This window comes from Paenalcaligenes sp. Me131 (assembly GCF_050487225.1).
Classification (GTDB): Bacteria; Pseudomonadota; Gammaproteobacteria; order Burkholderiales; family Burkholderiaceae_B; genus Paenalcaligenes.
Genome location: NZ_JBKQGY010000003.1, coordinates 448,002 through 468,052, shown reverse-complemented (window position 1 = coordinate 468,052; position 20,051 = coordinate 448,002). Strand labels below are relative to the sequence as shown.

Below are 20,051 nucleotides of genomic sequence, written 5' to 3'. Positions count from 1 at the left end.
ACTCCCTGTGTCTACAGCGTATAATCATGAAAAAAATGAGGGCAGGTAACAGCGTTACCTGAAATTGCAGTTTTATGAATACACCAATCATGAAGCGGCCCCGGTTGTCAGATGAGATTGCAGAGAAAATCAAAAATCTGATTTTTGAGGGGGCTTGGGTACGTGGACAACGTTTACCTGCCGAGCGTGAGCTCGCAGAAAGCTTTGGCGTGTCCCGTCCTTCCGTGCGCGAAGCTATACATTCTTTGGTTGCAATGGGGCTGCTACAAACGCAGCACGGCGGTGGCACCTATGTTGCCGACGAAGTAGGGGCGATTTTCCGCGATCCCTTGCAAAACGTGTTGCTAGCCAATGCCGATGCGCAACGTGATTTACTGGAATTCCGGCACATGGTTGAGGGGGCGTGTTCGTACTATGCTGCTTTACGTGCGACAGAGGCCGATAAAGAGCGCTTGAGCAAGGCATTTAGCGTGCTGAAGCAGCACTACGAGCAACCGCATAGCGCGAACGAGCAGCAGCATCAAGATGCCGATGCGCATTTTCATTTGGTGATTGCTGAAGCCAGCCATAATGCGGTGTTGCTACATACCATACGCAATACTTACGAGGTGCTAGGGCCCGAGGTGCGTATCAATTTTGGTGGCGTACAAGAGGGGCAAAACATACGTGATGACCTCATCGCGCAACATCAAGCGCTGTATGAGGCCATCATGCAAGGATCCGCTGATAACGCGCTACTGGCCGCGCAAGGGCACATACGCTACATACAAGACGTGCTGGTTGAAAAAGCCGAAATGCAGCAGCGTGAAGCGCGGGCCAAACGTAGGCTAGTTAGTTTTTAGTGAGCCTTGGGTCGGAAGCAAGCTCGATACGGCAGCCTTTGTTACCACCGTCTACGCTCTCGATACGACCTTTAATGGTAACGGAATCGCCCAGATTAAACGCATCCAGTTGTGTTGGGCGTTTGGTGATCAATGTCACAAACTCAGTTTGACCGTTGGTGACACGTACATCGAACTGTTTAGCGCTACCCCATACATCGGAGTTGAAGCTGCTCATGCTTTTTGCGACCAAGTTTTGTTCGATAGAGGTCAGGCGGCCAGTAGTTTCGATGGTTTTGCCCATGTACTTGTTGGTAGCACGTGCTTTGTTAGAGCGAATCTCTGCACAAATTTGAGCTGGTGTGTCCGTAATAGGAGCGCCACCCATTGCGTCATTAACGCTGGCAAATGTGTCGTCAATGCTTTTGGTTACGGAGTTTAGGGTTTCGCAACCAGCTAGGCCCATTGTCAGTGCTGCAATAAGTAGTACTTTTTTCATTTTCTGTGCTCTCTGTATTAGCAAAAAATTAGCCCGTAGTATAGCAGCGCGAAAGTCCTTTTTTCGTGTAACTAAATCTTAATTTTGGCGAAGATGCATTATTTAAATTACCGTTGCCGGGAATTAATTTATTGTAGTTGAGCAGTTTTTTTAATTTAATGTTGAACTAATTTAGCGCGTAAAAACATAAAATAAGTTTGGCTCGCTAACCAGATAAAGATGGCCGTTTGGGCCCAATGTTATACCCTCTGCTTGCGGAATATTTTGGTCATTGTGCTGATGATTTAATGCTCTATAGCTGCGAGGTTCACCATGGTCATCTAATTCTAGTAATGCCTGATTTTGTTCACTTAATAAAATAATATGGCCGCGTTCTGGCTCCACAATTACGCTAGCGAAGTCATGAATAAAATCTAAAGTAGTTAACCACTGGCTTAAATCTTCGATCTGTATATTATCGAATGAGCATGTGGGCTTTTCGGCACATAACCCATGCAAGCGGAACAGCCCTTTGGGTGAATGTTCTTTTACTACATACAACTGATCTCGTATGTGGTCGTAGCCTAACCCTTCTAAACCACCGTTATCACTGTCAGCAGGGCCTAGAGACAATGTAGGAGCCTGACTAAGGTCTAGGCGACCCGGTTGTTCGGGCAACTGTGCCAAGACGATTCTGCCGTGTTTCTCGTTACTGAGTGCCACCTGCCCATTACCTAGATAGCTAATGCCTTCGGTGTCAGAGATGCCATCCAATGGGTAAGTGGCTTGAATGTTGCCCTGTAGATCTAGCTCTAGGATGGTGGGCGGCCTGTTTAGCACGGCTAAGAGTGTCTGGTGATCTTCCATATAGGTCAGACCAGACAGGTTTTTCTCAATTTGAGGAATGCTGCGGGAGTACGTGAGCCGGTAATCTTGTAGAGGAAATGAATCGGCGTGTAGTGCAGGTTGATTCCAGTGTTGGTCGTTTTGTTCGTGTTGTTGCAACCAATTCAACACGGGTACGTGCAGATGTTGATAACGAATGGCGTAATACAGGTAATAGCCGACGCCAGCCACGATAGCCAGAATCAATAAAATGCGCAGTAGCAAGCGTTTAGCACGCGATTGGGGGGATACGGGGGTAGACATAAAGCATCTGCAACAAAGTGAGAATGCATTATAGCCTGCGCGTTATAGGGTTTTTTTTGTGTAAACGTGCTGTCTTTGGTACGAGGACCTAAGCGTTTGAGTGGCGGTATCACGCAAGAGAAAAACGGTCTTGGTATATCACCTGACGCAGACAGCAATAAAAAAAAACGGGCTACCCAAAGGCAGCCCGTTTTGTATGGCAAAGCAGTAAAGCAATTAGCCTTCAGCTTTCAGCGCCAAACGCCATTGATGCAGCAGAGGCTCGGTGTAGCCGTTAGGCTGTTCCAGACCTTTGAAGATCAAGTCGCGTGCGGCTTTGTACGCTTTGGAGGTTTCAAAGTTACCTGCCATGTTGCGGTACAGTGCGTCGCCAGCGTTTTGCTTGTCTACGACCGCAGCCATGCGTTGCAGTGTGGCGTCTACTTGCTCAGGCGTCACAATACCGTGCAGCATCCAGTTAGCGATATGCTGGCTGGAAATACGCAGTGTGGCGCGGTCTTCCATCAAGCCTACGTTGTGGATATCAGGCACTTTGGAGCAACCCACACCTTGGTCAATCCAACGTACAACGTAACCCAGAATACCTTGGGTGTTGTTGTCCAATTCTTGCTGGATTTCTTCAGCAGACCAGTTGGTGTCTTCTGCAACAGGAATAGTCAGGATGTCGTCCAGAACCTCAACTTTCTGGCCTTCCATGCCTTTCTGGATGTCATCCACGCTGACTTGGTGGTAGTGCAGAGCGTGCAGCGTGGCAGCAGTTGGGGAAGGAACCCAAGCGGTGTTACCACCGGCTTTCAGGTGACCAATCTTTTGTACCAGCATATCGGCCATCAGGTCAGGCATAGCCCACATCCCTTTACCGATTTGAGCACGACCGCGCAGACCGCATTCCAAGCCAGTTTGAACGTTGTTGCGCTCGTAAGCGGACAACCATTTCTGGGTTTTCATGTCGCCTTTGCGTACAACAGGGCCCGCACGCATGATGGTGTGGATTTCGTCGCCAGTGCGGTCCAAGAAACCAGTGTTGATGAACACTACACGCTCGTTAGCTGCATCAATACACGCTTTCAGGTTAACGGTAGTGCGGCGCTCTTCGTCCATTACACCCATTTTGATGGTGTTGCGTGGCACGCCCAGTACGTCTTCAACGCGAGCAAACAGTTCGTTGGCGAAAGCAACTTCGGCAGGACCGTGCATTTTTGGCTTCACGATGTAGATGGAGCCAGTGCGGGAGTTTTTCTTCAACTTCAGATCACGCATAGCGATCAGGTTAGTGAAGATAGCATCCATGATGCCTTCTGGTACTTCGTTACCTTTTTCGTCCAAAATGGCGGGGTTGGTCATCAAGTGACCAACGTTACGCACGAACATCATGGAGCGGCCTGGCAGCGTTTGTGCTTTGCCTTGCAGGTCGGTGTAGTCACGGTCAGCGTTCAGCTTACGTGTGAAGGTGCGGCCATCTTTGCTGATTTCTTCAGTCAGTGTGCCGGTTACCAGACCCAACCAGTTGCGGTAGGCCAGTACTTTGTCTTCGGCGTCTACAGCAGCTACGGAGTCTTCGCAGTCCATGATGGTGGTCAGTGCGGATTCCAGCAGTACGTCTTTTACGCCGGCTGCGTCGTCTTTACCGATTGCATCGTTACGATCGATTTGCAGCTCGAAGCGCAGACCGTTGTGACCGAATACGATGGCTTCTGGATTAGCGGCGTCGCCACGGTAGCCCATCAATGTAGAGGCATCAGCCAATGTTGCTTTGCTGCCGTCTTTCAGTGTGACTTCCAGTGCACCGTTCACAATGGCGTACTGAGTAGCGTCAGTGTGAGAGCCTTGGTTCAGAGGAATAGTGTCGTTCAGGAATTTGCGTGCGAAAGCGATTACTTTGGCACCGCGTACAGGGTTGTAGCCTTTACCAGCTTCGGCACCGCCGTCGTTGGAAATAGCATCTGTACCGTACAGTGCGTTGTACAGGCTGCCCCAACGAGCGTTCACAGCGTTCAGTGCGTAGCGAGCGTTCATGATAGGTACAACCAACTGAGGACCGCCTTGCTCGGTGATTTCAGTGTCCACGTTAGTGGTGTTCACTTTCACGGAAGCAGGAACGTCTTTCAGGTAACCAATTTGCTTCAAGAATGTCTTGTAAGCGGCCATATCTTTGATAGGGCCTGGGTTGGCGCCGTGCCATGTGTCTAGCTCAGCTTGCAGACGGTCACGTTCAGCCAGCAATTCGCGGTTGCGTGGTGCCAAATCGTGCACCAGTTTATCTACGCCTTGCCAGAATGTTTTGGAATCCAAGCCTGTGCCGGGCAAGGCTTCGTTTTCGATGAATTGGTGCAGTGCTTCTGCAATCTGCAGTCTTTCACATGTGATTCGTTTGGTCATGATTGCCTTTGCGTAAGGTTAAGAGGTTGCTGAAGCCGGGAGGGTAGTCCCGGGCAGGAAGGTCGCTGCAGGGCACGAAAATAGGGATAGAAACTCAGAGCACTGGCTCTGAATGTACTTCTGGTAAGAACACTCAATACTATAAGTATTGACTGATGAGCGGAGGAAATAGCCCGATCAACGCGGAAAAATGGAAGTTGCCCTGAACGAATCCATTTCTTCATAAAGCGTGAATTCTCACATTTTACCAATAAATACAGTGACTTGCATAGGATGACATGGCAGTGATGTCTTCGGTCTTATATAAGACCTTCCAGTGTTATATAAGACTATACCTAGTATTAGAATGTTTTTATAGGGGAAAGCCCGTACATACCTAAAAGACCGGGGTTTTCTCTATTGTCATAAATCCTGTATACACTGGAATTTTGTTTGAGGCTGTGGACATCATGCGTGAATCTGTGCAATACGATGTAAAAGTGGTTACCCCCCCAGTCATCGGGGCTGAAGAGTTTTGGGATGCCGAGGCAGCCGTATGGCGATTGGTCGAAATCTATAGACGCAACACGGCATTCATACGCGAACAATTCAGAATGTGCATGGCGCAGGGCTTCACCCAAGGGGTGCGATACCGTGCTTGCTATCCTCAAATACGCATACGAGTAGACACCTTCCAAGAGGTAGATAGTCGCTTGGCTTACGGTTACGTGGTTGAGCCTGGTGCGTATGCCACGACGGTAACTAGACCTGAACTGTATTTTGATTACTTGCGTGAGCAGATACGCTTACTGCTGAAGAATCACGGTGTGCCCGTAGAAATCGCCGAATCCGAACAACCCATACCGCTGCATTTCTGCTTGGCCGGCGAGAACTCGGTACAAGCGGTGTACCCCGAGTCGTCTGCGCATACCCTGCGTGACCACTTTGACGTGCCAGATTTAGAGGTGATGGACGATGCCATTGTGAATGGCACATGGGTAGGTAAACCCGGCGAGGAGTTGCCATTAGCGCCGTTTACGGCGCCGCGTATTGATTACTCGTTGCACCGTTTGCAGCATTACACCGCGACGCGCCCTGAGTATTTCCAGAAATTTGTACTGTTCACCAACTACCAGTTCTATGTGGATGAGTTCTGCAAATGGGCGCAGTCTACGTTGGATGATCCTAATAGCGGTTATACCGCGCTGGTAGAGCCGGGCAACCGCATTACCCGTGCCGGTGGCGTCGTCGAAGGCGCACATGCGTCACGTCAGCCGCAAATGCCGTCGTATCACTTAATGCGTGACGACCATACTGGCATCACCTTAATCAACATTGGCGTGGGGCCGTCTAACGCTAAAACCATTACTGACCACGTAGCGGTGCTGCGTCCGTCAGCATGGCTGATGTTAGGGCATTGTGCTGGGCTACGCACCTCACAGCGTTTGGGCGATTATGTGTTGGCACACGGTTATGTGCGCCAAGACAAGGTGTTGGATGACGACTTACCGTTGTGGGTACCTATTCCCCCGCTGGCCGAAATTCAAGTCCCACTGGAGCAAGCGGTAGCCGAGGTTGCTGGTTTGTCGGGGTGGGAGTTAAAACGCATTATGCGCACGGGTACGGTGGCGTCCATTGATAACCGTAACTGGGAACTGCGCGACCACCATGAGCCTGTATTGAAGTTATCGCAGTCGCGTGCGATAGCGTTGGACATGGAGTCCGCCACTATTTCAGCAAATGGCTTTAGATTCCGTATCCCCTATGGCACTTTGTTATGCGTATCCGATAAGCCGTTGCATGGTGAATTAAAGCTGCCGGGTATGGCCAATGCGTTCTACAGTAAGCAAGTAGGCCAGCATTTGCACATTGGTATACGTGCTTTAGAGATGGTGCGAGAAATGCCGAGTGAGCGTTTACATTCACGTAAACTGCGCAGCTTCTTGGAGACGGCATTCCAATAATCTGCGCGTTAAGGAGTAGTGATGAAGGCTAACAATCAACCATGGCGTGTGATGGCGCTAGTGATAGCGACTGCAACATTGCTAGGGTGTGCCACACAGCCTTCCACTACGTTAACGGCGGCAGATACTGCGCCTGAGGCAGCCAGCGCACGCACTACACAGCAACTGGTGCACGGGCAGCGCCAGATGTTCGCGACGGCTAATCCTCTGGCGACACAGGCGGGTTACGCCATGTTAGAGCAGGGTGGTAGTGCGATAGATGCCATTATTGCCGCCCAAGCTATGCTGACGCTGGTAGAGCCGCAGTCGTCAGGCATAGGAGGGGGCGCATTTTTACTGCACTACGACGGAGCAGAAGCGCAACTTCAAAGCTATGACGGGCGTGAAACAGCGCCTGCGTTGGCGATGCCTGATCGTTTCTTGCAGCAAGGCCAACCTTTATCTTATACACAGGCTGTAAACAGCGGATTGTCCGTTGGCACGCCAGGTGTGTTGCGTGCGCTGGAAATGGCGCATCAACAGTATGGCCGTTTACCGTGGGCGACCTTATTTGAACCGGCGATACAGCTGGCGACAGAGGGCTTTAGTGTGAGCCCACGCTTGCATACCTTGATTACGGATAATCAACAGGCGCTGCGTGAGCAACCTGCGGCGGCCGCTTATTTTCTGGATGCGCAGGGTCAGCCTTGGCCTGTAGGTCATAGGCTGAAAAATCTAGCGTTGGCCGATACCCTGACACGCATTGCCCAAGATGGTGTACAGACGTTTTATGAAGGGGAAATCGCCGAAGATATGGTGAGTTCGGTGAGAAATCACCCAAAACCAGGTGACTTAAGCCTCGCTGATTTGCAAAGCTATGTTGCCGTAGAGCGTGCGCCTTTATGTGGGCCGTATCGCCGCTATACCGTATGCGGTATGCCGCCGCCTAGCTCTGGCGGGCTGACTGTGCTGCAGCTATTAGGGGTGCTACAGCAGTTTCCCATGCAGCACTTTGCGCCACAGAGTGTAGAGGCTGTGCATTATTTCTCGGAAGCGGGCCGATTGGCCTATGCCGATCGTGATTTCTATGTGGCGGATCCTGCGTATGTGGGTATTCCTGTCAAAGGGCTATTAAGCCCTGCCTACCTGCGACAGCGCAGCGCGTTGATACAACCTGACTCCAGCATGGGCAAGGCTGAGCCGGGCGATCCTATGGCGTTGTTAGCCAGCTTAGGTAAAGACCATGCGTATGAGCTTCCCTCTACCAGCCACTTGGTGGCGGCAGATGCTTTTGGCAACTTAGTGACCATGACCACCAGTGTAGAAGCCGCCTTTGGCAGCAAAATATTGGTGCGCGGTTTCTTGTTGAATAATCAATTGACGGATTTCTCTAGCTTGCCTACTGACGCACAGGGCAGGCCTGTTGCAAACCGCGTAGAAGCGGGTAAGCGGCCACGCAGTAGCATGGCACCCGTGATGGTGTTTGAGGCAGGAGAGCCGTATCTGATTACAGGATCACCAGGTGGTAGTGCCATCATCAACTACGTGGCACAAACCTTGGTAGGGGTATTGGATTGGGGGTTGGATATACAAGCCGCCATCGCGTTGCCTCACTACGGTAGCCGTAATGGCGCGACAGAGTTGGAAGAAGGCACAGCAGTAGTGGATGTGGCCGATGCGTTACGCGCCAAGGGCCATAACGTGAATGTCTTGCCCTTCACCAGTGGCTTGCAAGGTATTGTCATCACCAAAAATGGCTTATACGGTGGTGCAGACCCTAGGCGCGAGGGTTTGGTGCTGGCGGATTAAAGGTAGAAGTGCTGCAAGGCGGCAATAAAGAGCGGTGAGGCCAGCAAGAAAATTACCGTAGACACCAGTACCGCACTGGCCGCGATGTGTTTTTGGTCGGGCTGGAAGTGCGACACATACATGTAGCTCAGTACGGCGCAGGGCATCGTCATTTGCAGAATAATAATGGCGGCCAGTAAGCCCGGCGTACCCAGTAACCAGCAGGCGAGCACAGCGCCTATGCAGCCTGCAGCCAAACGCAAGACAGCCATAAAACTGCCACTTTGCATGCCTTCTGACGAAATATTGGCCAGTGAATAACCCAAGCTAAACAGCATCAGCGGGACAGTAATACTGCCTATTAGGCCTAAGCCATCTAATGTCCATTCAGGTACTGGAACAGACAAACTTTTAGCAAGGATGGCGATTAGCGCTGCACCGATCACAATGAATTGTGTGCTTTTGCTGCCGCTTTGTTTGTCAGTGAGGGTACGCACGCCTACTGTGTTGTGTAGGAAGGTGCAAATCGCAAAAAAGACCAAAGCAGCAGACAAGCCTATGGGGCCAAAGGCCAGTGTAGACAGTGGCAGACCTAAATTTCCCGAGTTAGGAAAGGTGACCAACTGCATATTTGCCCGCACAGACATCTTAAAAGCTTTAAGGGTGGCAGCACACAGTATGGCGGTTACCACCAGCGCTACAACGGTAGACAAGCCAATATCCAGCAAGGCTTCAGTGTCAATTGCTGTGGTGTAAAGCGTATGGAAAATCAACGCGGGTACGCCCACTAGTGTGACCAGTGTGGAGATAAAAGCAATGTCGAATCTGAGCGTACTTTTACCCCACATAAACCCTATACCACCACACATAACCAAGGGGGCAATAGAACTAAGTGCGGATACATACAACGAAAAAACATCAGGCATAGCACTGCTCAGGGAGTGTAACAATGGGGGCCACTATAGCCCATACGATGCGATAGGCGCAGACTGACATCAGACAAAATGCTGGCAATTTGTTGTGCATCAGGGCGTCGTAGGCCATCAATGCGAGACACGTGGGGCACATTAATAGCGGCTAAGACTTTGTTTTCTAAGCCTAATACTGGCATGGCAATGTTGGTTACACCATCAATTTGAGCACTAGGCATGGTGGCATAGCCTTGCTGGCGTATGGTGTGTAGTAAATCAAACAGCTGACCCGGATCCATTTGGTTCTCACCATCAATGCGTATGTGATGATTCAGCATGCGTACCCGTGTAACTTCATCGGCAAAGGCCAACAGTACATGACCCGAGGAGGTATCGGTCAGACCTATCAGCGCCCCCATTTTTAACCCAAATGACCAGCGTTCAGGGCTGTCTTGTTGCGCCACGATGATCACTCTACCATTTTGGTATAGCGCTAGGTGACACGATTGCATGCTGCGCTCAGCCAGCTCTGCCAATAAGGGCAGGGCTTCTTTGATTAGGCTTTTTGCGGGCTCTTGTTGGTGCGAGAGCTCGAATAATTTCAGCGTCAGGATATAGCGGTCGCTTTCGTTGATTTGTATGTAGCCACGTTGATGCAGTGTACTGACCATTCTAAAAATTTCATTCACGCCTCGGTTCAGAGCTTGGCTTAGTTCGCTCAACGTATAGCCGTGCGGGGTTTGGCTAAGCACTTCCAGTATATCCAGTCCTTTATCCAACGCAGGAGCTTGATAGCGTTGGGTGGTGCTGTAGTCGTGGGTAGTCGAGGATTGGCTCATGTTGTTCTTGTATTTTTTATCAATAAAAAGTTTTTTTCGTATGTGAGAGGAAAACCTCGGGATTATGCTCTGAATCTCAAAAGATAGGGTTTTACCTAGCCATGCGGTGTAGATCACGAATTTTTTTTTTGATAGTCTGCATCAAAAAAATTACATACAAAAAGTTTTTTCGTTGATGAAATTACTATGCCTATAGCCGTTTCGTCAATGCATCCTACAGACATGTGGGATGCAGAAAATGAAGTAATACCTCTTACGGACTGTGGAGAAGACAATGTTGAAAAAAGTATGTGTAGCACTGGGTATTTCGTTAATGATTGGCCTAACTGGAACGGCGCATGCGCAGGAAGACCAAAGCCTGCAACGCATTAAAGACCGAGGCACAATCAAAATTGGTTTGATGTTGGATTTCCCTCCGTACGCGAGTTCCGGTGCGGGTAATAAGCCCGATGGCTATGATGCTGAAGTGGCACAAATGCTGGCAGATTACTTGGGTGTGAAAGTGGAGCCAGTGATTACTACAGGCCCAAACCGCATTCCCTACTTGCTGACCGACAAAGCCGATGTATTAGTGGCATCGTTGGCGATTACTCCTGAGCGTCAAGAGCAGGTGCAATTCTCAAACCCATACTCTGCAGCCAGTATGGTGTTGTTGGGGCCAGCGGACATCGTGGTAGATAGCCCGGCTGATTTCACTAAATACAAAATTGGTGTGCCACGCGCCAGTACTACCGACATTGGTGTGATGAAAATTGCCCCTGAAGGCACTGATATCCGCCGTTTTGATGATGATGCGTCTGCTTTGCAAGCCATGATCGTAGGTCAAGTAGATTTGGCGGGTACATCGACAGTGATTGCTTCAGAAGTGCAAAAACGTCACCCAGGAAAATTTGAAGTCCGTTACGTGATTAACGAGCAGGTCATGGGTGTAACCATGCAAAAAGATCGTCCAGAGCTGGAAGCAGCTGTGAATGCCTTCTTGAAAGAGAAACTGGCCGATGGTTCGTTGGATAAAGCGTTTGAGAAATGGTTGGGTACTCCCTTGCCCGCCTCTGTACACGCTGCATCAAATTAATGTATTGCTAAGCGCTTGGCGAAGCGGGGTAACCCCTTCGCCAGTGTCTGGAAGTTGCTATGAATTACGTTTTTCAGTTTGATCCTGTTCTGGAAGCGTGGCCGCTGCTACTAAAAGGGACATGGGTCACTATTCAGCTGTCAGCATTGTCTATGTTTTTTGGGCTGATCGTGGCGGTGATTTGCGCCAGTATCAAAATTAACGGCAATGCGTTTCTGCGTTTCTTGGTGAATGCCTACATTGAGGTTATTCGCAATACACCTTTCATCATTCAGCTGTTTGTATTTTTCTTTGCTCTACCCTCTGTGGGCGTGAAGTGGAGTGCGCATACGGCAGCGTTGGTGGCCATGACCGTGAACTTGGGTGCTTATGCCAGTGAGATTGTGCGTGCGGGGATTGAGTCTATTCCCAAGGGCCAAGTTGAAGCAGGCAGGGCGCTGAGTTTGTCGGGCGTAGAAGTGTTTTTACACATTATTTTGCGTCCTGCTTTAAAAGCGATTTATCCAGCGTTGACCAGCCAGTTTATTTACTTGATGTTGGCCTCTAGTGTGGTGTCGGTAATTTCTGCCGATGACTTAACGTCGGTGGCAACAGGGCTGCAGTCGTTAACCTTCCGCAGCTTTGAGATCTACATCACAGTAACAGTGATTTATTTGCTGCTGACCTTACTGTTTTCAGGCTTGTTTTCCATCATTTACAAGTACCTGCTTGACTATCCGGACCGTAAATAATGCGTACATTTGGAATAGAAGATTTCTGGTTTATTGTCCAGGCCGCGCAATGGACGATCTGGCTATCTCTCATCGCGTTTATAGGGGGTGGGATATTAGGGCTGGCCGTGGCGTTGGGTAGGGTGTCAGAGCGCTGTTGGCTGAGCCAATCCATGAGGGTATTTATCGAGTTTTTCCGCGGTACTCCTTTGCTGTTGCAGTTGTTCTTGGTGTTCTTTGGTTTACCGGTGCTTGGGTTGGAAATTGGGGTGTGGTATGCCGCAGCCATTGCGTTGATTTTGAATAGTGCCGCGTTTTTGGCAGAAATTTGGCGTGGTTGTATACAGGCTGTTCCGCAAGGGCAAAGCGAGGCGGCTGAAGCGCTGGGTTTAAGCTACGCCCAAAAGATGCGCGACGTGGTCTTACCGCAAGCGCTAAAAATTGCTATTCCACCTACTGTTGGCTACTTGGTGCAGATCATCAAGGCTACATCGTTGACGGCAATTATCGGGTTTACCGAGTTAACCCGTGCAGGACAAATTGTGAATAACGCGACCTTCCAGCCCATGATTGTGTTTGGTCTGGTTGCCTTGATTTACTTCATTCTGTGTTGGCCGTTATCACTGTATGCCAGCCGTTTGGAGCGCAAGCTGAAAGTCAGCTAAGCCTAGGGCCACGTCATTACGCCGTGCGTTGTTCTGATCATGAATATTGAGTAGAAGTGAGTCATGTCTAAACCTATTATTACCATGCGCAATGTCGACAAGTGGTATGGCGAGTACCATGCACTGGTAGACATTAATCTGGAAGTTCAGCCGGGTGAGAAAATCGTTATCTGTGGACCATCGGGATCGGGAAAGTCCACGTTGATACGTTGCATCAATGCGCTAGAACCCATTAAATCGGGTGAGATCGTTGTGGATGGTATGGTGTTAGACCAGAACCCAGCCCACGTGCAGGCGATTCGTCGTGAGGTGGGTATGGTGTTTCAGCAGTTCAACCTGTTCCCCCACAAAACGGTACTAGAAAACTGCATGTTGGCACCGATGCGGGCGCGCAAAATGTCTAAAACTGATGCTGAAGCCATTGCTTTGAAGTACTTAGATCGCGTGCGTATTAAAGCCCATGCGCATAAATACCCCAGCCAGCTATCGGGCGGTCAGCAACAGCGTGTAGCAATTGCCAGAGCACTGTGTATGAGCCCCAAAGTCATGTTGTTTGATGAGCCTACCTCTGCATTAGATCCAGAGATGGTGAAAGAGGTATTGGACACGATGATTGGTTTAGCCGAAGACGGCATGACCATGCTGTGTGTGACTCATGAAATGGGCTTTGCGCGCAGCGTTGCAGATAAAGTGATTTTTATGGCTGATGGGCAAATTCTGGAAGAAGCCGAGCCACAACGCTTTTTTGATAACCCACAGCACCCCAAAACCCAAACATTCCTCAGTCAGATTCTGTAAGAGGAATGGTGCGATAAATAAAAAACTAACCGCCTTGCTACCACTAGACCGGATCTTCTGTATGTTGGAGGATTCGGTCTAGTTTTTTATTCAACTGACGCATGTGCTTGCGTAGTTTCTTTTGCTCGCGGCGAATCTTTTTCAGCTTTTTGTGCAATGCCGATTTGGTGGTTTTAGGCTTGTCTTTAGGGTCGGGCAAAGCCAGCATCGTGCCCCGACAATTGGGGGCATTGCATAAGCACTGGTACTGTTTTCGCAGTGTAGGCGTGATGTCGTCGTCAATGACAAGGGCATAGTCATACAGCAGCTCTTCGTCTTTGGCGATGTCTCGCAAGGCGACGATAAACACACGGGTGCCCGCGCTGTTTTCGTGCCCTTCGCAGTTGGGGGCGCAGGAGTGATTGATGAAGCGCGACTCGTTACCTCCATCACCACCGTCTATGATCTTGCCGCAAGATAGCGAGAAGAAGAAGGTATGAAAGGGGTTGTTAGGGTCTGATGGCTCCATTTCATCAGCTTCTTGGCTACTAATGTGCTTGCCTTCGTATTCCATAATGCTGGTGCCAGCAGGAATATCACGCGCAGCAAAAACCCCCGTCCCGTGTAAGGACGAGGGCTTTACATAGTGCCAAGGCTCAAGGATCGACATGATCATTCGTTGGCGGCCACTTTCTTAGCGGCTTTTTTGGCGACTTTCTTCGCTGCTTTTTTGGCGGCCTTCTTGGCAGCCTTTTTAGCAGAGGATTTTTTCGCGGCGGTTTTACCAGGACGAGGCTCGAATTCAAAGCTCACGGCACCTTTGGCGTCGCGTGTCAGGAAGGCTTTGAACTTGCGGTTCGTGCGGTTGGACACAAAGCCATCCAGCAAATCAGTTTTGCCGTCTGTGAGCAGTTTGTGCATTTGTTCACGTGAGATTTCTTGCTGCAAAATGACTTTGTTGCTGCGGAAATCACATGTTTGTGAAGGGCCTACGGCTTTCTCGCACACAAAACGTATGCCGTGCTCAAACACGTTAGCTTGGCATTTAGGGCAAGCGCCTACCGGTGTTTGGTCAGAGAAGTCGACTTCTTCTTCGTCTTCCTCGTCGTTCTGGCCAAAGTCGAACTCTAGCTTGAACTCGTCGGTGATGCGCAGAATGGCGGCAAAAGGGCGACCCATTTTGCTGATGAAGCCAGTCAACGGGCCAATTTCACGTTTTTGTAGCAGTTCTTCTACTTCAGGCAACTCAAAGGTGCGTCCGCTAGGGTGCTTGCCGAACGAGAAGTCGCAACTGGTGCAAGCAAAACGGCGGTAGTTCTCTTTCACGACGCTGCCACATTTAGGGCAGGGGGTTTGCAAGGTGGCGTAATCACCTGGCACCGTATCGCGTTCGTATTCTTTGGCGCGCTTCACGATGATTTGTGTCATCTGCGCGATTTTGGTCAGGAAGGCCTCGGGGCCTTCTTGGCCTTGTTCTATTTGCTTGAGGCGGAATTCCCACTCACCCGTGAGCTCAGGTGAGGTCAATTCGCTGACATCCAGCCCGGATAACAGGGTCATCAACTGACGGGCTTTGGCGCTAGGCACCAGCTCGCGGCCTTCACGGCGCAAGTAACCTTCGTTCAGCAGGCCCTCAATAATCGAGGCGCGAGTGGCTGGCGTACCCAGACCACGCTCGGACATGGCATCGCGTAGGGACTCGTCGTCAATCAGCTTGCCTGCGCCTTCCATGGCGGACAGCAAGGTAGCCTCAGTAAAGCGTGCAGGCGGTTTAGTGGCCAAGCCGCGCGCTTCAATGTCTTCAGTGAGTACTTCTTCGTTAGGCTGTACAGCAACGAGGTTGTCGTCTTCGCCTTGTGCTTCACGACCGTAAATTGCCAACCAACCGGGGTTGATCAGTACCTTACCTTCGGTCTTGAAGTGGTTGCCAGAGACTTTAGTAATACGTGTGGTGACTCGGAACTCGGCTGCTGGGAAGAAAATCGCCAAGAAGCGTCGTGTGACCAGTTCGTAGATTTTGAACTCGGCATCGCTGAGCTCGCGTGGCACTTGTAACGTAGGAATGATCGCAAAGTGATCAGAAACCTTTTTGTTGTCAAAGACACGGCGGCTAGGTTTCACCCACTGCTGTTCTACCACTTGGCGCGCAAAAGGCTGCACCGAAGCGCTAGCAGAGCTTTGCGAGTCAGCCAACGCGCGCATGGTGTCTTTCACAGTGGCCACGTAGTCTTCAGGCAGATAGCGAGAGTCAGTACGTGGGTAGGTAAGCGCTTTATGGCGTTCGTACAGTGTTTGAGCTAGCGCCAGTGTGGTCTTTGCCGAGAAGCCAAAGCGAGAGTTAGCCTCACGTTGCAGTGTGGTCAAGTCAAACAGAGCAGGTGATTGCTGAGTAGAAGGTTTGGACTCTTCACTCACAATGCCGGGTTTGCCGTCGCAAGCCACTACGATCGTTTTGGCGGCTGTTTCAGACCAGAGACGTGAGTCACGCTTCTCTGGGTCTTTTTCGTCTTTCTTGAATTCGGGATCAAACCATCTACCGTTATACAGGCCAGCACCTGCCACAAACGTGGCGTGTACTTCCCAGTAGTCGCGGGAGACGAATTTGCGAATGGCTTCTTCACGTGCATGCACGATAGCCAACGTAGGGGTTTGCACACGGCCTACGGGTGTTTTAAAGAAGCCACCGTCTTTGCTGTTGAAGGCCGTCATGGCACGTGTGCCATTGATACCGACTAGCCAGTCTGCCTCGGCACGGGCACGGGCAGCGGCTTCAAGCGGTTTCATTTCGTCGTCGTCACGCAGATTCTCAAAGGCTTCGCGTATCGCGGCCTGAGTCATGGAGCGTAACCACAAACGTTGTATAGGTTTGTTTACTTTCGCGTATTGCACAATGTAGCGGAAGATCAGTTCACCCTCACGCCCCGCATCACAGGCATTGATAATGCGGTCTACATCTTTACGTTTTAGCAGTTTGACCAAGAGTTTGAGTCGTTCCGCCGAGCGCTTATCGGCTACATCCAACTCGAACTTTTCAGGAATAACTGGCAGATGAGTAAAACTCCATTTGCCACGTTTAGGGTCGTTGGGCGCGACTAAGCCCAGCAAGTGACCAATACTGGACGAGAGTACGTATTGTTCACTTTCGAAGTAGTCCCCTTCACGGGTAAACCCACCTAACGCTCTGGAAATATCCAAAGCAACAGAGGGTTTTTCAGCAATGATGAGTGTTTTATTCATGTATTTCCAATGACAGCGTGCCCGCAGCAATAGCGCGGATATTACGGGTTGAGCCCCGTATACGCAAGTTCCAGCCACAAGGCCTTACCATTTTTGTATGCGCAACATTGTTTGCTACTGTACGATAGCAGAAAAAAATTATCCACACTCGGAACTATGTCTAACACTAAATCCCCAGTATCTGCCACATTCGGTATGCCTGTTTGGCCTAGGTTTTTATTGCGGGCCTCACTGGCATTAGCCATCTTACTATTATGCAGTGCGCTGATCAGTGTGATTGCAGCGAACTGGTCAGAGTTAAGCAAAACCATACGCATTGCGTTGGTGCAAGGTGTTGTAGTGCTGACGGCCGGGTTGGCGTGGGTATTACACAAACGTGGCCACGGCTGGTGGCCCGAATACTCCCCTGTGCCACTTTTGATGGGGCTATCTGCTGTGGCCGTGGGTGGGCTATGGGCATTGTTAGGCCAAATCTATCAAACGGGTGCTGACCCATGGCAGCTTTTTGCCGTGTGGGCACTGACCATTACGCCATGGCTAGTGGGGCTGCGCTCTATTATCTTAGCTGTGCTGTGGATAGTGATTGTGAACGTAGCAGGCATACTGCTAGGGTTTAACGCACTGAACATGTGGAGCCGGATGTATTGGTGGGTAGAAGGCCCCTTGGCGGTGACGCTGATCGTTGTCGTGCTCAATTTGTGTTTATTAGTGTTGTCCGAGATGTGTCAGCACTATTTACGTGATCCGTTTAGGGTAGTGCCCCGCTTGTTGGCAGCGGTGAGCAGTGTTGCGCTGTTCTATTTGGTCATGGGTGGCCTAATAGAGTGGGAAGATGGCTTCTTACGCTATTGGTTAGGGGCATCAGTTGCGATGGTGGTAATGGCGTGGTACTACCGACAGCGTTGTCCTGATCAAGTCAGCCTGAGCTTTGTATACGGCGCTTTTTTGGCGGCGTTGATACTGTTCTTTATTCGTCTGGGTAGTGATGATGTTGCCGCATGGTTCTTCTTCACGATTGTAGAAATCGCTCTTGCCATTCTGCTGGCTAAAGACTTGTTTCAGCAGTGGCGTCAGCATACAGCGCGGGCGGTAGCGGCAACCGAACAACAAGGCGATGCCGTACCTGCGCATACCGATACAGCGTCACCGCCATGGTTTTTGCGTTTGTTGCGTTTGGGCGCCGTATTGTTGGGCAGTGCCCTAATACTGGTGACGTTAACGCTGCTTACTGACGCCGAAATTTTCAAATATTCTTTCTGGGTAATGCTGTGTTTCGTCGGGGGCGGCTTGTGGTTATCGCGCCAAGCCGGCGAAGAAGGTTTGCAAGACATTCCAGCCCTATTGGTGATCGTTGGCCTCGTGTTCAGCGGTGTGGAATGGGTGATGCAGGTAGAGCAAGAAAATACGATCTACCCCATGCTGCAAGTCGTCCTCGGTGTGGTGTTATATGCCTTATCACCGGTCTGGTTAGTGCGGTTGTTGGCAGCAGCGTGGACGATTATCAGCGCTTTCTTGTGGCTGAATTTTCATGGTTTGGTGACGAGCTACTATTACGAGTTCCCCTGGTTAACTCCCTTTATGCAATGGCAGGTGTTTGCCGTGGTGGTGTTGAGTTTGGTGATTGGCGTTAGAGCACACCAAACGCCAGAGCGCTATCGTTACTGGGCACCTGCGATGTGGGCAGGTTTGGTCGCTAGCTTGCTGGGCATAGGGTTGATGCCACCCGTGTTGATGTTTGGTGAAACCTTGTCAGAGTGGGCATTGGGGTCATGGATACCCAGTTGGTTACTCTTCCCCTTACCCGCTGTGGTGTTGGCTGTAGCGTTGCAACGCCAGAAGGGGTGGTCGGTGGTCACAGCGGTAGGTGTGGCAGTGTGTGTGTTGCTGTCTATCACGTGGGCGGGTGCACCGACTATCTCGTTGACCTTGGCGTGGTTGCTGGTGGCGTATGCATGGCGTAGTCGCCTGTTGTTTGTGGTGATGCTGCTCGCGCTCTTTGTTGCGCTAGGAAAACTGTATTACGACTTCGATATCAGTCTGAATCAAAAAGCGTTATTACTGGCGTGTAGCGCTGTGGTGCTATTGGTCTATACGTTGTTGTTCCGAGGGACGCTGAAGTCCTTAGCGGCCTTGACCGATACAGAGGCCACTACCCCCACGCCTAAAGGTATGAAGTACTTGCGTCCCGGCCCTGTGATTGCGGTGGGCTTGCTGTTGGTGCTGGGTTTAGCGAATTACAACATCTGGAACAAAGAGCGCATTTTGTCGGATGGCAAGGTGGTGGTGTTGGCATTGGCACCGGTAGACCCGCGCTCATTGATGCAAGGCGATTACATGTCACTGGATTTCCAAGTGACCCGAGAAGCCGATAGATTGAATCGTGGCATACAGCAAGGTGATATGGATGCCTACGAGAGTGATGGTTCTACCGTATGGGCGTGGTTGTCGCCACCGAAAACGGGTGAGATTGCGTGGGAGCTACAAGCATTGCAAAGCTCACGTGATGCAGACAAAGCCTATCAGCATCGTTACGTAGAACTAGAAGACGGTAGCAATCAAAGCCAGATCGTGGACGTAGCCGTGCAACCAGATTGGGTGCTGTTACGCTTAGTGCGTAAGAATGGCCAGTGGGCTCCCGGTACCGATGCCTGGTTCTTCAAAGAAGGCCAAGCTTCTGTCTTTGAGCCTGCGAAGTTTGCTGAATTCCGCGTAGAAAATGGTATTCCACTGCTCAAACATATGCTGGATGAGCAGGGGAAAGTCGTAGCGGCTGAGGATTAGTGGTAGAGGCGGTCGCCGTCGTCGGTGACCAACTCTTCAAAGATCAGGTGCTCGACTTCGGCGTCGTTGCTCCAGAGCACGATCAATGTGATGATTTTGATTTTTTCTAAGGCTATAGGTGATTCATCTATAGCCATAGCGCGCTCGATAATGATCTCGCGCAATGTAGGCGGCAACGCGCCGGATTGCTCTAAAAAGCTGATGAAGCCCAAAGCTTCCTGACCTAAAAACTCGTACTCTAAGTCAGTGTAGACGCGCAGGCTTTGCTGATGATGCAACGCCTGCACTGGCTGGTGCTGAGCAGAAGACTCGTGCAAACCGTGTAACCAGCTCAATGCATCGTTGATTTCATCGTCCTCAAACCCGATAGCGGCCAGCTTGTGTGCTAACACTTCAGCTTTAGGACAGGCCTGTGGGTTGTAATAGTTTTCAAACAGATAGACAAGAATATCGAACATAAAGCGTAGTGCCGTACAGAAATAGGAAGCGCTAAACGAAAGAAGCGAAAAACCTAGTAGC

15 protein-coding genes and 1 pseudogene are annotated in these 20,051 nt (G+C 50.5%); 8 read left to right on the top strand and 8 right to left on the bottom strand.

Annotated features, from left to right (window positions below; translation table 11 throughout):
- Positions 1-74: 74 nt before the first annotated feature.
- On the top strand, positions 75-842 hold the full coding sequence (locus ACLPHM_RS13870; protein WP_430221815.1) for a FadR/GntR family transcriptional regulator: 768 nt from the start codon (positions 75-77) through the stop codon (positions 840-842).
- Here ACLPHM_RS13870 and ACLPHM_RS13865 read toward each other — a convergent pair.
- The 3 genes from ACLPHM_RS13865 to ACLPHM_RS13855 form a co-directional block, all read right to left on the bottom strand.
- Entirely contained in the window at positions 832-1,320 is a 489-nt protein-coding gene (locus tag ACLPHM_RS13865; RefSeq protein WP_430221814.1) for a hypothetical protein, read from the bottom strand. The two genes, ACLPHM_RS13870 and ACLPHM_RS13865, sit on opposite strands and share 11 nt — an antisense overlap.
- 171 nt (positions 1,321-1,491) lie before the next feature.
- Positions 1,492-2,448 carry an SdiA-regulated domain-containing protein gene (locus ACLPHM_RS13860; protein ID WP_430221813.1) on the bottom strand — a complete coding sequence of 319 codons (957 nt, stop codon included), beginning with the start codon at positions 2,446-2,448 and terminating at the stop codon, positions 1,492-1,494.
- 216 nt (positions 2,449-2,664) lie between these two features.
- A complete protein-coding gene (locus ACLPHM_RS13855; RefSeq protein ID WP_430221812.1) occupies positions 2,665-4,827 on the bottom strand; it encodes a malate synthase G in 2,163 nt (720 codons plus the stop codon).
- 449 nt (positions 4,828-5,276) lie between these two features.
- Here ACLPHM_RS13855 and ACLPHM_RS13850 point away from each other — a divergent pair, with 449 nt between their 5' ends.
- Entirely contained in the window at positions 5,277-6,770 is a 1,494-nt protein-coding gene (locus ACLPHM_RS13850; RefSeq protein WP_430221811.1) for an AMP nucleosidase, read from the top strand.
- Between the two features lie 21 nt (positions 6,771-6,791).
- Complete coding sequence (gene ggt, locus ACLPHM_RS13845) at positions 6,792-8,558, top strand: gamma-glutamyltransferase (RefSeq protein WP_430221810.1); 1,767 nt, start codon at positions 6,792-6,794, stop codon at positions 8,556-8,558.
- Here ggt and ACLPHM_RS13840 read toward each other — a convergent pair.
- Together ACLPHM_RS13840 and ACLPHM_RS13835 are read right to left on the bottom strand one after the other, a co-directional pair.
- Positions 8,555-9,463: an AEC family transporter gene (locus tag ACLPHM_RS13840; protein ID WP_430221809.1), complete on the bottom strand. Its 909-nt coding sequence runs from the start codon at positions 9,461-9,463 to the stop codon at positions 8,555-8,557. The two genes, ggt and ACLPHM_RS13840, sit on opposite strands and share 4 nt — an antisense overlap.
- An 8-nt stretch (positions 9,464-9,471) precedes the next feature.
- Positions 9,472-10,287, bottom strand: coding sequence for an IclR family transcriptional regulator (locus ACLPHM_RS13835; RefSeq protein WP_430221808.1), 816 nt, complete (start codon positions 10,285-10,287; stop codon positions 9,472-9,474).
- Between the two features lie 274 nt (positions 10,288-10,561).
- Here ACLPHM_RS13835 and ACLPHM_RS13830 point away from each other — a divergent pair, with 274 nt between their 5' ends.
- The 4 genes from ACLPHM_RS13830 to ACLPHM_RS13815 all read left to right on the top strand — a co-directional run bounded on the left by ACLPHM_RS13830 (position 10,562) and on the right by ACLPHM_RS13815 (position 13,535).
- Positions 10,562-11,362: a transporter substrate-binding domain-containing protein gene (locus tag ACLPHM_RS13830; RefSeq protein ID WP_430221807.1), complete on the top strand. Its 801-nt coding sequence runs from the start codon at positions 10,562-10,564 to the stop codon at positions 11,360-11,362.
- 59 nt (positions 11,363-11,421) lie between these two features.
- Positions 11,422-12,093 (top strand): amino acid ABC transporter permease, encoded by a 672-nt coding sequence (locus ACLPHM_RS13825; protein WP_430221806.1) that lies wholly within the window; start codon positions 11,422-11,424, stop codon positions 12,091-12,093.
- Positions 12,093-12,737 carry an amino acid ABC transporter permease gene (locus ACLPHM_RS13820; protein WP_430221805.1) on the top strand — a complete coding sequence of 215 codons (645 nt, stop codon included), beginning with the start codon at positions 12,093-12,095 and terminating at the stop codon, positions 12,735-12,737. The genes ACLPHM_RS13825 and ACLPHM_RS13820 overlap by 1 nt, the downstream gene beginning before the upstream one ends.
- 63 nt (positions 12,738-12,800) lie before the next feature.
- The gene (locus ACLPHM_RS13815; protein WP_430221804.1) at positions 12,801-13,535 is read left to right on the top strand and encodes an amino acid ABC transporter ATP-binding protein; all 735 of its coding nucleotides are present in this window, start codon (positions 12,801-12,803) and stop codon (positions 13,533-13,535) included.
- Positions 13,536-13,692: 157 nt separating this feature from the next.
- On the opposite strand, the pseudogene ACLPHM_RS13810 reads toward ACLPHM_RS13815, so the two are convergent.
- Positions 13,693-14,190 (bottom strand): annotated as a pseudogene (locus ACLPHM_RS13810) (SET domain-containing protein); the annotation flags it as partial.
- On the bottom strand, positions 14,187-16,751 hold the full coding sequence (locus tag ACLPHM_RS13805; protein WP_430221803.1) for a DNA topoisomerase III: 2,565 nt from the start codon (positions 16,749-16,751) through the stop codon (positions 14,187-14,189). The gene ACLPHM_RS13805 and the pseudogene ACLPHM_RS13810, both read right to left, overlap by 4 nt.
- A 156-nt stretch (positions 16,752-16,907) precedes the next feature.
- Between ACLPHM_RS13805 and ACLPHM_RS13800 the strand changes: the two genes are divergently transcribed.
- The gene (locus ACLPHM_RS13800) at positions 16,908-19,532 is read left to right on the top strand and encodes a GDYXXLXY domain-containing protein (RefSeq protein WP_430221802.1); all 2,625 of its coding nucleotides are present in this window, start codon (positions 16,908-16,910) and stop codon (positions 19,530-19,532) included.
- Here ACLPHM_RS13800 and ACLPHM_RS13795 read toward each other — a convergent pair.
- Complete coding sequence (locus ACLPHM_RS13795) at positions 19,529-19,990, bottom strand: Smg family protein (protein ID WP_430221801.1); 462 nt, start codon at positions 19,988-19,990, stop codon at positions 19,529-19,531. The two genes, ACLPHM_RS13800 and ACLPHM_RS13795, sit on opposite strands and share 4 nt — an antisense overlap.
- Between the last annotated feature and the right edge of the window lie 61 nt (positions 19,991-20,051).

What these genes read in the sequence shown, in the direction of transcription:
- ACLPHM_RS13870 (WP_430221815.1), top strand. Translation starts at nt 75, where the DNA reads ATGAATACACCAATCATGAAGCGGCCCCGGTTGTCAGATGAGATTGCA.
- ACLPHM_RS13865 (WP_430221814.1), bottom strand. Translation starts at nt 1,320, where the DNA reads ATGAAAAAAGTACTACTTATTGCAGCACTGACAATGGGCCTAGCTGGT.
- ACLPHM_RS13860 (WP_430221813.1), bottom strand. Translation starts at nt 2,448, where the DNA reads ATGTCTACCCCCGTATCCCCCCAATCGCGTGCTAAACGCTTGCTACTG.
- ACLPHM_RS13855 (WP_430221812.1), bottom strand. Translation starts at nt 4,827, where the DNA reads ATGACCAAACGAATCACATGTGAAAGACTGCAGATTGCAGAAGCACTG.
- ACLPHM_RS13850 (WP_430221811.1), top strand. Translation starts at nt 5,277, where the DNA reads ATGCGTGAATCTGTGCAATACGATGTAAAAGTGGTTACCCCCCCAGTC.
- ggt (WP_430221810.1), top strand. Translation starts at nt 6,792, where the DNA reads ATGAAGGCTAACAATCAACCATGGCGTGTGATGGCGCTAGTGATAGCG.
- ACLPHM_RS13840 (WP_430221809.1), bottom strand. Translation starts at nt 9,463, where the DNA reads ATGCCTGATGTTTTTTCGTTGTATGTATCCGCACTTAGTTCTATTGCC.
- ACLPHM_RS13835 (WP_430221808.1), bottom strand. Translation starts at nt 10,287, where the DNA reads ATGAGCCAATCCTCGACTACCCACGACTACAGCACCACCCAACGCTAT.
- ACLPHM_RS13830 (WP_430221807.1), top strand. Translation starts at nt 10,562, where the DNA reads ATGTTGAAAAAAGTATGTGTAGCACTGGGTATTTCGTTAATGATTGGC.
- ACLPHM_RS13825 (WP_430221806.1), top strand. Translation starts at nt 11,422, where the DNA reads ATGAATTACGTTTTTCAGTTTGATCCTGTTCTGGAAGCGTGGCCGCTG.
- ACLPHM_RS13820 (WP_430221805.1), top strand. Translation starts at nt 12,093, where the DNA reads ATGCGTACATTTGGAATAGAAGATTTCTGGTTTATTGTCCAGGCCGCG.
- ACLPHM_RS13815 (WP_430221804.1), top strand. Translation starts at nt 12,801, where the DNA reads ATGTCTAAACCTATTATTACCATGCGCAATGTCGACAAGTGGTATGGC.
- ACLPHM_RS13805 (WP_430221803.1), bottom strand. Translation starts at nt 16,751, where the DNA reads ATGAATAAAACACTCATCATTGCTGAAAAACCCTCTGTTGCTTTGGAT.
- ACLPHM_RS13800 (WP_430221802.1), top strand. Translation starts at nt 16,908, where the DNA reads ATGTCTAACACTAAATCCCCAGTATCTGCCACATTCGGTATGCCTGTT.
- ACLPHM_RS13795 (WP_430221801.1), bottom strand. Translation starts at nt 19,990, where the DNA reads ATGTTCGATATTCTTGTCTATCTGTTTGAAAACTATTACAACCCACAG.